This is a genomic window from Anoxybacteroides tepidamans, from assembly GCF_014201465.1.
GTDB lineage: Bacteria > Bacillota > Bacilli > Bacillales > Anoxybacillaceae > Anoxybacteroides > Anoxybacteroides tepidamans.
Window position 1 is genome coordinate 222,661 of sequence record NZ_JACHEP010000002.1, and the last position, 13,690, is coordinate 236,350.

The window sequence follows — 13,690 nt, forward strand, 5'->3', positions numbered from 1 at the left end:
TGAAAGCTTATTCAGACATGTCCGAAAAAATGATATGGTATAATGAAATAAAAAGGTAGAAAGGTGTTTTTTATGTCGTTTGACGGAGTATTTACATATGCAATGGCAAAAGAGCTAAAAGAGGCGCTCGAAGGTGGGCGCATTACGAAAATTTATCAGCCGTTTCCGCACGAACTTGTGCTGTATATTCGCTCGTACGGGCAAAATCATAAGTTGCTGCTGTCGGCGCACCCGAGCTATGCGCGTATTCATTTGACGAGCGAAGCGTACGACAATCCAGCCGAGCCGCCGATGTTTTGCATGCTTTTGCGCAAACATTTGGAAGGAAGCATCATTGAATCGATTCAACAAGTCGATTTTGACCGGATCATCGTTATTGAAACAAAAGGGCGGAATGAAATTGGCGATGTATCGTCAAAGCAATTAATCATTGAAATCATGGGTCGCCACAGCAACATGATCTTAATCGACAAAGAAACGAATACAATCATTGACAGCATTAAACATCTTTCCCCGGCGGTGAACCGTTACCGAACAGTATTGCCCGGCCACGAATACATCGCTCCGCCGTCCCATGAAAAAATCAATCCGCTCTTGGCGACGGAAGAAACGGTGATGAAAAAACTCGATTTTCATGCAGGAAAACTGACCGATCAGCTCGTCGCTACTTTTGCTGGCGTTTCACCGCTCTTTGCAAAGGAAGCCGTCTTTCGCGCAGGGCTCGCCAATCGGACGACGTTGCCGAAAAGTTTTATCGCCTTAATCGAAGAAGTGCGAAACGGGCAGTTTACTCCTTCTATTTATACAAACGGGCAAAAAGAATGGTTTTACGTGCTGCCGCTTACGCATTTGCAGGCAGAGGCGAAAACGTTTCGTACGCTAAGCGAAATGCTTGACCGCTTTTATTTCGGCAAGGCCGAACGCGACCGTGTCAAACAGCAAGCGCACGATTTAGAACGATTTGTCGCCAATGAAAAAGCAAAAAATGAGAAAAAGCTGTTAAAGTTGGAACAAACGTTAGAAGAAGCAAAACAAGCGGAACAATATCGGCTATATGGGGAATTGTTAACCGCTAACCTTTATGCGGTTCAGCGGGGAATGAAAGAAATTGAAGTGATAAACTACTATGACGAAAATGGCGCAACAATTACCATTCCGCTTGATAAACAAAAATCGCCGTCGGAAAACGCGCAAAGCTATTTTCAAAAATACCAAAAAGCGAAAAATTCACTTTCCATCGTGCAGCAACAAATCGAGCGAACGAAAGAAGAAATCGTGTACTTCGAAACGCTTTTGCAACAGCTCGAAACAGCCGCACCGAAAGATATCGAAGAAATTCGCGAAGAATTAATTGAACAAGGATATTTGCGGGCGCGAGCGACAAAACAGAAAAAACAAAAGATGCGCTCGATTGAACTCGAGCGCTACGTATCAAGCGACGGCACGGAAATTTTCGTCGGCAAAAACAATAAGCAAAACGATTATTTAACAAACAAGCTGGCAGGTAAAGACGATATTTGGCTCCATACGAAAGACATTCCAGGCTCGCACGTCGTCATTCGCAGCAAACATCCATCGGAACAAACGATCATCGAAGCTGCGAATTTAGCTGCTTACTTCAGCAAAGCGCGCCACTCCAGCTCCGTTCCGGTGGACTATACGCGCATCCGCTACGTCAAAAAACCGAACGGCGCCAAACCAGGCTTTGTCATTTACGAAAACCAACAGACGATTTACGTCACCCCGGATGAAGAATTGGTCGTTCAAATGAAAAAATCCGTCTGAATAGGCGGTTTTTTTCATTATCAATCGTTCAGTCAGTTTACACCCATTTTTGTCCAGTTTTTTCGATGGCAATCACTTAGGAAAGACGCTATAATAATTGACGTAGTATAAAAGAAGGTGAAAAAGTGGAAGCGGCATTACAACGCATTTTCGATTATCATTTTTACGCACAAATATCGCGACAAAGGACGATATTGCCGTGCTCGACAAATGCATTATCCATATCGAGCAAACGATGGCGACGAAAGAGGATGTTGCTGCGCTAAAAGACGATATCCGAGCTCTAGAAGGCCGCGTGAACCACATCGAACAAACAATGGCAGCGAAAGACGATATCGTTGCCGTGAACAAACGAATCGCCCAATCGGATGGACGGTGTCTCTGGCTTTTTCGAGACGAAGTCCAAAATGCCACTTAGTATTCATCGTACAGCCTTTTTGGTAGGTCACGGCTAATGAACCCTTTGTCCTCGAGGTTATAGGGATGGGGAATTTGAGTCATCACGGTTTCGGCTGCGATTCGATCGTGGCAGGATGCTTCCGTCACTACATATCCATTGGCAAACCTTAATCGGTCACTTGAAGGTGCCGTTTCAACCCGCAGTACCATTGCTTTTTTGAAGCGCAGTACCCGATGTGTGCGATCCCTTGAAATCGTTTTGCACAGTGTATTCTCGCGACATGGCACACTCCAACCGGCAAGCTGTCGACCACGGCATAGGCATGACGTGGCCGCGGCCAGTTCATGACAAATCTATTTGATCGCAAAACGCAACGCTCGACAACGGCGGTTATATCGGGAACGTTCGAGAAACTATCCCTTTGTAAACAAGTTTCCGCTGACAAAGCGATGCCATGCACGTTCGGAAAAAAAACAAACAACTTCCCTAAAATAAAATTATGAATGGCAATGATGACAGCGTCTTCTTGTTTCACCAAATGGCGATTGCGACGTTGAAGATAGATCTGAATTTATGAAAGTTGGGCACAAACAAAGAAGAAAGTGGCTGCATATTGTTTTTGAATATTCGCCTGTAGTAAAATGAAAGGCTCTTGCCTAGGGATTCTCCTTCTCAATGTTTGGTCGCACTTTCATTTTAAGGAGATCCGCAGGCAAGGGTTATTTTTATGCTTGCTTGAGTTTATCTTAATTATTGACTCGCATTTAATTTTTCCACACAATGGTATGGTCCTTTATGAAGGCGATTTTCAAGACTGGTTAAAATTATTTCACACAACTCCCCCATGAGGCATTCGCGATAATGATCGAACAGAGCTGAATTTCACCATCCTTCTAGATACATGCCTGAAGTATGTCTAATGCCTCTAGTCCTTTGATACAAAAGGATTTAGAGGTATTTTGCTTATCTAGTCGCTGTCGAAAATCGGGATTCCATTCATCGAAAAATAACAGGTCATAGCACAGCCCACTTGCGGGCGGGGAAACGGTGCGAGGATAGGTTACAATCCCTTCGGCGTCACTTTCTTTTCCACCTTCCGCAGTAGCCAGTCAAACAAAATCGCTAAAATCGCGGCTGGGATGGCGCCGGCTAAAATCAAGTTTTTGTCGGCGATGCGCAAGCCACGGTCAATCAAGTCGCCAAGCCCGCCGGCGCCGATAAACGTCGCTAAAGCAGCGACGCCGATCGTCAGCACGGTCGCTGTGCGTACGCCGGCCATGATAACCGGAAGCGAAAGCGGCAACTCGACCATCCATAAAATTTGCCGCGACGTCATACCCATCCCTTTCCCAGCGTCAACGAGCGCCGGATCGACGCCGAGAATACCGGTGTACGTATTGCGCAAAATCGGCAACAGGGCATACAGCGTCAAGGCAATGATCGCCGGCAGTTTGCCGATGCCGAAAATCGGCAGCATAAACCCAAGCAGCGCCAAGCTCGGAATCGTTTGAATGATGGCGGCAACGCCAATGATCGGCTCGGCGAGCTTCCGGTAGCGCGTTAAGAAGACGCCGAGCGGCACGGCGACGGCGATCGCAATGCCCATGGCAATGGCCGATAACAGCACATGTTCTTGAAAGGCGAGCCAAATTTCTTCTTTTCGTTCGATAAATGTCTGTAACAATTTCATTGTATCCCTCCTTGACGGAAAACCGCAGTGGATGGTCGCCGCACGGTCATGGACTGAGCCCTTGTGTAAGGCTCTCGCCGCCGTTTTGGAGCAAGCGGCCCAACCTTTTTCTGTACATTTAGGCAAAGCGGCAACCTAAGGCAAGCGGCTGATAGGATTGGCTACGAACGGGATAGCATGGCTTTTCCAAGCTGCCATCTGTCCGTGCTCCGTTCGTTTCTTTAAGCTTGCTGCTGGAACGTCCACTCCGCGAGGGCACGCATCATGCTCGAGCGTGTAATCCCGCCGATCAGCCGTTCGCCGTCAAGCACCGGGATGATGCGCACGTCCGGATCTTGGAACAAAGCGGCGACGTTCGTGACGTCCGCTTCTTTCGCCAATGTCGTTACATCGTAATCGGCGATGTCGGCGATCAACAAATGTTCTTCGTTGTATCTCTGTTCGATTTGTTTCAACGTTACGATGCCAAGAAACGATTGCTTCTTATCGACAACAACTAGGCTGTCGACTTTTTTCGCTTTCATCAGCCGGAACGCTTCGGCCAAGCCGCGCCTTGGCGAGATCGTCGCGACGGTATCAGACATTAAGTCTTCCGCTGTCGGCACGGCCGTCTGACGGGTTAGTAGCCGGTTTTCACCGATAAACTCGCGGACAAACGTGTTCGCAGGCCGCCGGAGCATTTGGTCCGGATTGGCAAACTGGACAATTTTCCCATCTTTCATGAGCGCGATCCGATCGGCGATTTTAATCGCCTCATCCATATCGTGAGTGACAAAGACGATCGTTTTGTGGATTTCTTCTTGCAGACGAACGATGTCATCTTGCAGCTGTTCGCGGCTGATCGGGTCCAAGGCGCTGAACGGCTCATCCATTAAAATGATGTCCGGCTCGGCGGCCAAGGCGCGGACGACGCCGACACGCTGCTGCTGCCCGCCGCTGAGCTCCGACGGATAGCGGTGCTTGAACGTCGAAGGGTCCAACCCGACGAGCTCAAGTAGCTCATCAACCCGTTTTTCATAGGCGTGTTTTTCCCATTTTTTCAACTTCGGCACGAGCGCGATGTTTTCCGCGATCGTCATATGCGGAAACAAACCGATTTGCTGGATGACGTAGCCGATGTTGCGCCGCAGTTCGACCGGGTCGAGCTCGGAAATGTCTTGCCCATCGATGTATACTTTTCCTGATGTCGGCTCGATCAAGCGATTGATCATCCGCATCGTCGTCGTTTTCCCGCATCCGCTCGGCCCGATGAGGGCGACGAGCTCCCCTCTGCGAATTTCGAGATTCATATTTTTCAAGGCGACAAACCCGTCCTCATACTGTTTCGTCACGTTTTCAAACCGAATCATGGGCATTCCTCGCTTTCTAGTCGATCAGTCCTTCCGCTTTTAAGAAATCAATCGCCACCTCGCGCGGATGTTTTCCTTCCAAGTTTACTTCGCCGTTTAATTCCATCATTTTTTCATCGGTCAACACACTGGCCAGCTTGTTCAGCTTTTCTTCCAGCCCTCGGTTGGCATTGAGCACTTCTTGGCGGATAATCGGCACGGCGTGGTACGGAGGGAAGTAATGTTTGTCATCTTCTAACACGACGAGATCGTATTTTTTAATGCGGGCATCGGTCGTATAGGCGGTGATGATGTCAATCTCGCCGTTTTTCGCCGCTTCGTATTGTAAGTCTGGATCAATGTTGACTGTTTTTTTGAAGTGGAATCCGTACGTATCGACAAGCCCGTCATAGCCGTCGCTTCGCTCAAAAAACTCGGCGTCTGACCCGAACGTGAGGGAGGACGAATGCTTCACTAAATCGGAGTACGTTTTCACCCCGAGTTTTTCCGCAAGGTCTCTTCGCATTGCCAATGCGTATGTGTTATTAAATCCGAGTGGTTTGAGCCAAGCGATGTTGTACTTTTCCTTATACAATTTTTTCGTTTCGTTGTAGATTTGTTCTGGCGTTTTCGCTGGATCATATGGCTGTTTTAAAATGTTCAAATACCCGGTCCCCGTGTACTCGACATACATGTCGACATCCCCATTTTCAATGGCTTGTTGGAGCATAAACGCGCCGCCGAGGCTATCTTTCACATCCACACCCAAATCGGTGTTCGCTTTCACATACTCCGCCAGCAAATGCGTCAAAATGACTTGCTCGGTAAACTTCTTTCCCGAAATAACGATTTTCCCTTTTGTATCGCTTGTTCCACTGCAGGCCGCCAATGACAACAAAAGCCCGACAGCGATCAATGAAGTGAACCATTTACGCACTATCATTCCTCCTTGTTTGGCTACTATCATAAAAAAGGGGCAAAAAGGACGCAGAGGGGATGAAAAAGCGTCGCAAAAATAGGATATCGCGGTTTGGTTTCTGTTGGCAAATTTGGTATCCAGTGATATCCTCACCTATCGCCTATTCTCGCGTCGATGAACGCCCTCTCCTCCCCTATGCTGAAAAATGCTCGGGAATACTTTGGAATCCTCCTGAATACTCCGAATTCGTGATGTTCGGGCTGATGCCATGTTGTAAATTAGCACATTATTCACAATCCTTTTTCAAATTACTTCAGATGGATTCTGAATAATGTGCAAAATTTTTGCGAATTATTTCGGAACATTTTCACATTCTTTCAGATAACGATTTCCAGTCCCTAGGATGAGCAGATCGAAAAGAAAAAGAAAAGAAAAAGGAAAGCAGAGGATGTCCCAAAAGTGTTCGCATAGCGTTAACTTTCATTTTTTGTATAAAAAGGGTTCATCACCAAAAGATGTACGTGCACCTGCCACTAAAGTATGGTAGCTGTTTCTAGCCGTACTCGCAATGCAAATCGTTGGATATTTCTGTATCCATATCCTCGGCGCTTGATCAATTTGATCTTGTTATTCGTTCCCTCCATTTTCCCATTTGAATAAGGCGACAAAATGCACGAAATGATTTCTTCTGTTCGTTTGACGAGTGCTTTTGCGATGGAGCGCACAACGGAACAGGTGCAAAACATATATCGGTGAATCCAATGTCTAACTATTTGCGACAACGATCTAAAGCTTCCGTAAACAGCTGAATGACATGAAAATAATCGACCACATGTATGGCTTCTGGACACGCTCCTTGAATGGCTTTTTTCATCGCTGGAGCCAAATCGCTTACGACATACCGAGCAGAATCAGACACATGCGCTAATGCACGTCAATTTATAATCCAGCATATTATAAAGCCGCTTACGTTGATACATGTTCCGAAGTATATATACGGGACAATTAAAGTAAATATTTTTTCAAAAGAAGAGCCTTGGTCAGAGCGAGTGGTAAAAATTTTGTTTTGGCTATCGATTATCACAGCAAGTATCGAGTTTAACTTTTGGAAAGAGTTAATTTTGTTTTGGTTCGTTCCTCTTCTTACTACATTTCAAGTTATAAGATATTGGGCAGAAATGGCGGAGCATTCCGGCTTAAAAAACGTTAATGAATTATATGCTAGCAGAAATACTTTTTGTAACCCAATAGGAAGGTTCTTTTTACATCCACATCATGACAATTATCATCTTGTACATCATTTGTTTCCTGCGATTCCTCACTATAACTTAAAGAAGGCACATTTAATCCTAATGGAGGACGCTGCATACAGAGAGGCTCATCATTGTACGGGATTTTTTAAATCATTCTTACTAGGGTTTTATAGTATCATTGAGGATATATGTGGCATCTCTTTTGATAGAGGTAAAGGTAAAATTAGTTAATGGGTTCATGAAAAGGTGGGAACATCATGTTGACAGCATTACTTCATGGGATTGCATTAGCTTTTGGATTAATTCTACCCCTTGGTGCGCAGAATGTCTTTGTCTTCAACCAAGGGGCTTCACAACCAAAGTTCAGAGGGGCAGTTCCAGTAATCATTACGGCTTCGCTTTGTGATACTTTACTCATTTTGTTAGCTGTGTTTGGAGTCTCTGTTATTGTTTTTACAGTTCCTTTACTACAAACTGTACTCTTTTCTTTAGGGTTATTATTTCTGATTTATATGGGGTGGTCTATTTGGAATAGCGCCCCTGCAAGCTTAAGCATGAAAGAAGTTGCGTTGACTCCTAAAAAACAGATTATGTTTGCATTATCTGTGTCTCTTCTCAATCCACATGCCATCCTAGATACAGTGGGGGTGATTGGAACTAGTTCGCTTAGTTACAATGGTTTAGACAAAGTTGTGTTTACTATTGCGACCATTTCGGTTTCTTGGATTTGGTTTTTATGTCTTGCCATTGCCGGAAGAATAGTCGGTAATTTCGATACAAAGGGAACACTTTTAAAAATGATAAATAAACTATCAGCTTTGATCATATGGGGAGTAGCTTTATACATAGCCGTTCAATTGTATAAAATGTTGTAAGCAGGGAGTGATGCAATTGATAACTGTTGCGGTGGATCCAAAAATCTTTGAACAATATCCAAATACACATATTACATGCATGATAGCGAAGAATGTCGTAGTAAAAGAAAATTATGCATCACGTACTATTTTAGAAGAGTTTATAAGGAGTAATGAACAATATTTAAAAAATCAAGAATGGGGGCCTATGACATCGAAAAAAGACTTCGACTGCCCAACGCTCTTGATACATGTCGGCAATCTTTTCTGCCGATACGTCAAAGACATTCGTTACGACGCAAATCTCCTTTCCATGGGCATCACCAAAGATGACCACTCGATGACGTTTCTTCGAACGGCATTGCTTCGTTCCTAGCTGACCAGTCAAATCAGCGATGACATTGGAATCAGAAGAAGCAAGACGCTGTAAACGGTGATGACGATGAATCTGTACATTTTCTTTCATGCGAATGACAAAAAGTTGTCCCTTCGGCCAATGGTGTAAATTAGCACACTATTCCAGAACTACTTTTTCAAGGTTCATCACCACAACATGTACTTGACAAACGGTAAACTTCTCTGAACAAGTATATGCAAAAAAACATTAGTTCGCTGGTTTTCCCTCGGAAACATAAGTAGGGCATATTATGAAAAAATCAAGTACAACTTTTGGTGAAGAGCCAAAAAAGTTCAAAAAATTTTTTGTCATATTTTCCTTTCGATCCTGCTTCTTTTTTGTCGAATGATGATATAATGGATAACGAAAAAAGGAGGTGAACATGATGGAGCAGTTGTTACAACGCATTTTTGATGAGTTGGCGTTTTTGCGGACAAATATGGCAACGAAAGGCGATATCGCTGCCATGGACAACCGCATTAGCCACATCGAACAAACGATGGCGACAAAAGAGGATATCGTCGCTGTAAACAAACGAATCGAGCAGATCGAACAGACGATGGCGACGAAAGACGATATTGCTGCCATGGACAACCGCATCAGCCACATTGAACAAACGATGGCGACAAAAGAGGATATCGTCGCTGTAAACAAACGAATCGAGCAGATCGAACAGACGATGGCGACGAAAGACGATATTGCTGCCATGGACAACCGCATCAGCCACATCGAACAAACGATGGCAACGAAAGACGATATCGCTGCCATGGACAACCGCATCAGCCACATTGAACAAACGATGGCAACGAAAGACGATATCGCTGCCATGGACAACCGCATTAGCCACATTGAACAAACGATGGCAACGAAAGACGATATCACCAGCATCGAACAGCGGATGGCTACCAAAGACGATATTGTCGCTGTAAGCAAACGAATCGAACACATGGAACACACAATGGCAACGAAAGAGGACGTTGTTGCGCTAAAAGAGGATATTCAATCTCTAGAAAGTCGTGTGAGCCACATCGAACAAACAATGGCGACGAAAGAGGATGTGGCTGCGCTAAAAGAGGATATTCAATCTCTAGAAAGTCGTGTGAGTCACATCGAACAAACAATGGCGACGAAAGAGGATGTGGCAGACATTCCATTTATTAAACAAGCGGTGATGGAAACGTTAGAAGCCATTAACGAAATCCCAGCCATGAAACAAACCCTCGCCCAAGCGCTACGAAAACTAGACGATGTCATCGCCGGCCAAGCGCGGCAAGAGCTCGTTCTCCAATCACTCGCATTTCGTTCGCTTGAACAGGAAAATGAGATTCGCGCATTAAAAGCGAAATAATCTAGCCACGCAACAACACTTCTCATCGCAGCAATTAACCCAATACTAAGCGCAAAAAAGCAACCGCACGCACGGTTGCTTTTCGCCATTAATGGAATATTTCTTGCAAATCGACACATAGACTAGGAAAACAGACAGATTGGATCGTTCCTGTACTAACCTTAATATCTGCTTGTTCATAAAGCCCTTCTTCATTTAGCACATAGACAGTGACAGCTTGTTTCATCGGATTGACAATCCAATATTCTTTTACACCATATGCCATGTATAAATTAAACTTCGTTACTAAATCATGCGCTTGGTTCGACGGGCTTAATATTTCGACAATCAACGTCGGGACACCGACATATTTCGTTTCCGTAAATCCTTTTTCATCACAAATAATGCTTAAATCAGGAATGACGACTTTTCGTTCAGGAAATTTTTCGTTCACTAACTCAATATCAGTCGGAGCCGCAAACACTTTGCATTGTTTCCCTTTTAAATACATCCCAAACTGTGTATGAAGATTGCTCGAGACGAGCTGATGCTGAATGCTTGGTGAAGGTGTCATATAAACAACACCGTCAATATATTCTAATCGCTCATCGCTGCTTTGCCGCAAAGCAACGTATTGTTCATACGAAACGTTCGAAAAGCGAGGCAACGACACGTTCATCCCTCTTTTCTTTTCTTCCATTATACAACATGATGCTGATCCGCGTCATTTCTCCCACGTTTCTGGCTGTTCCCGCCAAGCGCGCAATGTCGCAAGCTCTTGTTCGGTGACAACCCCAAGTTCCACAGCGGCTTCAATTAGCGTATCATAGTCGGTAATCGTATAGACAGGGATGTTTTCTTTTTGAAACGCTTGCTTCCCTTTATCCAACCCATATGTAAAAATCGCAACGACACCAAGCACCTCACAGCCTGCTTCGCGCAACGCCCGCACCGCGTTTAGTGAACTGCCGCCCGTTGAAATTAAATCTTCGACGACAACAACTTTTTGTCCGTTTTCCACTTTCCCTTCAATCTGCTTCCCTTTTCCGTGCCCTTTCGCTTGGCTGCGCACGTAACACATCGGCAAGTTGAGACGATCGCTCGTCCATGCCGCATGCGGAATGCCGGCAGTTGCGGTGCCAGCAATGACTTCGACGTTCGGAAAATACGTGCGAATGAGTGAAACAAGCCCTTCCGCAATCATGCTTCTAACAGCTGGATATGCTAACGTCAACCGATTATCGCAATAAATCGGCGATTTCATTCCTGATGACCATGTGAATGGCGCGCTAGGATTCAAAGATACCGCCCCGATTTGTAACAATTGTGTCGCCACTTCTTTTTTCATCTTCCCTCTCCTCCATTCCATTCCCATTGTAGCCGCTCATACGCCGCATATGGATCAAGAGCGCGAGTAATGCTTCTGCCAACGACGATAAAATTCGCTCCAAGCTTTCTTGCTTCTGCTGGGGTCACAACGCGCACTTGATCCCCTTTTGCCTCGTCGGCAAAACGAATGCCTGGTGTCACCGTCACAAACGTTTCGCCAAAATGCTCGCGAATCAACGGCACTTCTTTCGCTGAGCAGACGACACCATCAAGCCCGCTTTCTTTCGCAAGCTCCGCATAATGAAGCACCGTTTCTTCCATCGGCCGCGCAATCCAAAGCTCATCACGAAGCATTTGTTCACTTGTACTTGTCAGCTGCGTTACCGCAATACAATGCGGGCGGCGCGCTCCGCTTGGCGTTCCTAATTCCAATCCTTCAAGCGCTGCTTGCATCATATTTGTGCCGCCAGCAGCGTGCACGTTCACTAAATCAACTCCTAGGCGGGCGAGCCCTTTCATCGCCTGTTTTACCGTATTCGGAATATCGTGAAGCTTTAAGTCTAAAAAAATGCGGTGCCCTTGTTCTTTCAACTCGGCAATGATCGCCGGTCCTTCTTGGTAATACAGCTCCATGCCAACTTTCACAAAGAGCGGTGTGCGGGAAAACGGCCGCAAAAATTCGTTTACTTCTCGTTTTAATGAAAAATCAAGCGCCACAATAAACGGTTGGTCCACCTTTTTTCCAGCTCCTTCCCGTGCATTCGGAAATATGGTCAAAGCCAAGCTCATCAAGCAATGCCGGCAGCTCGGCAATAATGTTCGGGCAAACGAACGGATCGATAAAATTGGCCGTTCCGACCGCAACGGCGCTTGCGCCAGCATAGAAAAATTCAATCACATCTTCCGCAGATTGAATGCCGCCCATGCCGATGATCGGAATCGATACCGCCTGACTCACTTCATAAATCATGCGAATCGCAATCGGTTTAATCGCTGGTCCAGATAGCCCTCCCGTACGATTGGCTAAAATCGGCTCGGCCGTTTTCACATCAATACGCATACCAAGCAGCGTATTAATCATTGTCAGCCCGTCTGCTCCCGCCGCTTCGATCGCTTTCGCCATCTCGACAATGTTCGTTACATTCGGCGACAGTTTCACATATACCGGCACTTCTGACACTTCTTTCACTAACTTCGTCAATTCGGCCGCCACTTCCGGAACAGTTCCGAATGCGATGCCGCCCTTTTTCACGTTCGGGCATGAAATATTTAACTCGAGCGCATGAACGTTCGGCACTTTTGAAATATGTTTGGCGACTTCTACATAATCTTCCATCGTCGAACCAGCGACATTGGCGATAATCGGCACGTCATATTGGGCTAGCCACGGAAGTTCTTCCTCCATCACTTTTTCCAAGCCGGGATTTTGCAGGCCGATCGCGTTTAACATCCCGCTCGGCGTTTCCGCTACGCGCGGTGTCGGATTGCCGAAACGCGGCTCAAGCGTTGTCGCTTTAATCATAATCGCCCCAAGCACGTTTAAATCATATAGTTTCGCATATTCCCGACCAAATCCGAAACAGCCCGACGCCGGCATGACCGGATTTTTTAACGAAAGACCTGGCAATTGAACGGCTAAACGGTTCATAACACTACCTCCCCGGCTTTAAATACAGGGCCGTCGCTACACACTTTTTTATACGCCGTTTCGCTGTTCGGCACACGGCAAACGCAGGCAAAACAAGCCCCGATGCCGCAGCCCATCCGCTCTTCTAACGAAAGGTATGCGTCTTTGTCAGGAAACTTTTGTTCAAGCGCTTTTAACATCGGTTTCGGTCCGCACGCATACAGCACATCAAATGAGATCGCTCGGTCATCAATAGCATTGGTGACAAAGCCTTTCGTTCCGTAAGAGCCGTCAACGGTGGCGACATACGTTTCACCAAATTCGGCAAACTTTTGTTCATAAAAGACGACATCTTTCGTTTGAAAGCCGAGCACAACCGTCACTGAAACTCCTTTTTTCACTAACTGCTTTGCTAGTTCATACAGCGGCGGGACGCCGATGCCGCCGCCGACAAGGAGGGCACGCTCCCCTGTTTTCGCCGCTTCAATTGGAAACCCATTCCCAAGCGGACCGAGCACATCGACCATTTCCCCCGGACGTTTTTTCGCAAGAAGCGTTGTCCCCGCTCCTTCCGCCCGATAAATAATTGTACATTCACCCGCTTCTTTGTTGATGTCACAAAGGCTGAGCGGCCGGCGCAACAACGGATTGGCTTGCTCCGTCACTTTTATATGAACAAATTGTCCCGGCTCGTTCATTTCAGCAACAAGCGCACCGGCTAGCCTTATTTGATAAATGTTTTTCGCGATTCGTTCGTGATGAACGATCGTCATTTTTTCTG

The 13,690-nt window shown here is 46.0% G+C and carries 12 protein-coding genes and 4 pseudogenes; 5 read left to right on the forward strand and 11 right to left on the reverse strand.

Annotated features, from left to right (window positions below; all coding sequences use genetic code 11):
- The first annotated feature begins 72 nt into the window (after positions 1–72).
- Both HNQ34_RS03995 and HNQ34_RS04000 read left to right on the forward strand, forming a co-directional pair.
- A complete protein-coding gene (locus tag HNQ34_RS03995) occupies positions 73–1,785 on the forward strand; it encodes an Rqc2 family fibronectin-binding protein (RefSeq protein WP_183251768.1) in 1,713 nt (570 codons plus the stop codon).
- Positions 1,786–1,984: 199 nt separating this feature from the next.
- The gene (locus tag HNQ34_RS04000) at positions 1,985–2,203 is read left to right on the forward strand and encodes a hypothetical protein (RefSeq protein ID WP_183251770.1); all 219 of its coding nucleotides are present in this window, start codon (positions 1,985–1,987) and stop codon (positions 2,201–2,203) included.
- Here HNQ34_RS04000 and HNQ34_RS04005 read toward each other — a convergent pair.
- The 5 genes and pseudogenes from HNQ34_RS04005 to HNQ34_RS17915 all read right to left on the reverse strand — a co-directional run.
- Positions 2,203–2,849, reverse strand: a pseudogene (locus HNQ34_RS04005) (IS982 family transposase); the annotation flags it as partial. The gene HNQ34_RS04000 and the pseudogene HNQ34_RS04005 sit on opposite strands and share 1 nt — an antisense overlap.
- 396 nt (positions 2,850–3,245) lie before the next feature.
- Positions 3,246–3,875, reverse strand: coding sequence for an ABC transporter permease (locus HNQ34_RS04010; protein WP_183251772.1), 630 nt, complete (start codon positions 3,873–3,875; stop codon positions 3,246–3,248).
- Between the two features lie 221 nt (positions 3,876–4,096).
- Positions 4,097–5,224, reverse strand: coding sequence for a betaine/proline/choline family ABC transporter ATP-binding protein (locus HNQ34_RS04015; protein ID WP_183251774.1), 1,128 nt, complete (start codon positions 5,222–5,224; stop codon positions 4,097–4,099).
- A 16-nt stretch (positions 5,225–5,240) separates the two neighbouring features.
- A complete protein-coding gene (locus HNQ34_RS04020) occupies positions 5,241–6,143 on the reverse strand; it encodes a glycine betaine ABC transporter substrate-binding protein (protein WP_183252215.1) in 903 nt (300 codons plus the stop codon).
- Positions 6,144–6,655: 512 nt separating this feature from the next.
- A pseudogene (locus HNQ34_RS17915) lies at positions 6,656–7,056 on the reverse strand (ISL3 family transposase); the annotation flags it as partial.
- Between HNQ34_RS17915 and HNQ34_RS04030 the strand changes: the two are divergent.
- Together HNQ34_RS04030 and HNQ34_RS04035 are read left to right on the forward strand one after the other, a co-directional pair.
- Positions 7,049–7,606, forward strand: a pseudogene (locus tag HNQ34_RS04030) (fatty acid desaturase); the annotation flags it as partial. The pseudogenes HNQ34_RS17915 and HNQ34_RS04030 overlap by 8 nt on opposite strands.
- A gap of 26 nt (positions 7,607–7,632) precedes the next feature.
- Positions 7,633–8,250: a LysE/ArgO family amino acid transporter gene (locus tag HNQ34_RS04035; RefSeq protein WP_183251779.1), complete on the forward strand. Its 618-nt coding sequence runs from the start codon at positions 7,633–7,635 to the stop codon at positions 8,248–8,250.
- Positions 8,251–8,443: 193 nt separating this feature from the next.
- Here the strand turns inward: HNQ34_RS04035 and HNQ34_RS04040 are convergent.
- A pseudogene (locus HNQ34_RS04040) lies at positions 8,444–8,713 on the reverse strand (transposase); the annotation flags it as partial.
- Between the two features lie 298 nt (positions 8,714–9,011).
- Here HNQ34_RS04040 and HNQ34_RS04045 point away from each other — a divergent pair.
- Complete coding sequence (locus tag HNQ34_RS04045) at positions 9,012–9,974, forward strand: hypothetical protein (protein WP_183251781.1); 963 nt, start codon at positions 9,012–9,014, stop codon at positions 9,972–9,974.
- Between the two features lie 88 nt (positions 9,975–10,062).
- Here HNQ34_RS04045 and HNQ34_RS04050 read toward each other — a convergent pair whose 3' ends face one another.
- Genes HNQ34_RS04050 through HNQ34_RS04070 form a run of 5 tightly spaced genes read right to left on the reverse strand, consistent with a single transcriptional unit; the run spans position 10,063 to position 13,682 of the window.
- Positions 10,063–10,626, reverse strand: coding sequence for a Uma2 family endonuclease (locus HNQ34_RS04050; RefSeq protein ID WP_183251783.1), 564 nt, complete (start codon positions 10,624–10,626; stop codon positions 10,063–10,065).
- 51 nt (positions 10,627–10,677) lie between these two features.
- The gene (gene pyrE / locus HNQ34_RS04055) at positions 10,678–11,301 is read right to left on the reverse strand and encodes an orotate phosphoribosyltransferase (RefSeq protein WP_183251785.1); all 624 of its coding nucleotides are present in this window, start codon (positions 11,299–11,301) and stop codon (positions 10,678–10,680) included.
- A complete protein-coding gene (gene pyrF / locus HNQ34_RS04060) occupies positions 11,298–12,017 on the reverse strand; it encodes an orotidine-5'-phosphate decarboxylase (RefSeq protein ID WP_183251805.1) in 720 nt (239 codons plus the stop codon). Before pyrF ends, pyrE begins: the two co-directional genes overlap by 4 nt.
- On the reverse strand, positions 11,989–12,930 hold the full coding sequence (locus tag HNQ34_RS04065; RefSeq protein ID WP_183251814.1) for a dihydroorotate dehydrogenase: 942 nt from the start codon (positions 12,928–12,930) through the stop codon (positions 11,989–11,991). Before HNQ34_RS04065 ends, pyrF begins: the two co-directional genes overlap by 29 nt.
- Positions 12,927–13,682: a dihydroorotate dehydrogenase electron transfer subunit gene (locus tag HNQ34_RS04070; RefSeq protein ID WP_409978354.1), complete on the reverse strand. Its 756-nt coding sequence runs from the start codon at positions 13,680–13,682 to the stop codon at positions 12,927–12,929. The genes HNQ34_RS04065 and HNQ34_RS04070 overlap by 4 nt, the downstream gene beginning before the upstream one ends.
- Positions 13,683–13,690: the final 8 nt, after the last annotated feature.

Excerpts from the sequence above, each read along its gene's own strand:
- HNQ34_RS03995 (WP_183251768.1), top strand. The coding sequence starts at position 73 with ATGTCGTTTGACGGAGTATTTACATATGCAATGGCAAAAGAGCTAAAA.
- HNQ34_RS04010 (WP_183251772.1), bottom strand. The coding sequence starts at position 3,875 with ATGAAATTGTTACAGACATTTATCGAACGAAAAGAAGAAATTTGGCTC.
- HNQ34_RS04015 (WP_183251774.1), bottom strand. The coding sequence starts at position 5,224 with ATGATTCGGTTTGAAAACGTGACGAAACAGTATGAGGACGGGTTTGTC.
- HNQ34_RS04035 (WP_183251779.1), top strand. The coding sequence starts at position 7,633 with ATGTTGACAGCATTACTTCATGGGATTGCATTAGCTTTTGGATTAATT.
- HNQ34_RS04045 (WP_183251781.1), top strand. The coding sequence starts at position 9,012 with ATGGAGCAGTTGTTACAACGCATTTTTGATGAGTTGGCGTTTTTGCGG.
- pyrE (WP_183251785.1), bottom strand. The coding sequence starts at position 11,301 with ATGAAAAAAGAAGTGGCGACACAATTGTTACAAATCGGGGCGGTATCT.
- HNQ34_RS04065 (WP_183251814.1), bottom strand. The coding sequence starts at position 12,930 with ATGAACCGTTTAGCCGTTCAATTGCCAGGTCTTTCGTTAAAAAATCCG.
- HNQ34_RS04070 (WP_409978354.1), bottom strand. The coding sequence starts at position 13,682 with ATGACGATCGTTCATCACGAACGAATCGCGAAAAACATTTATCAAATA.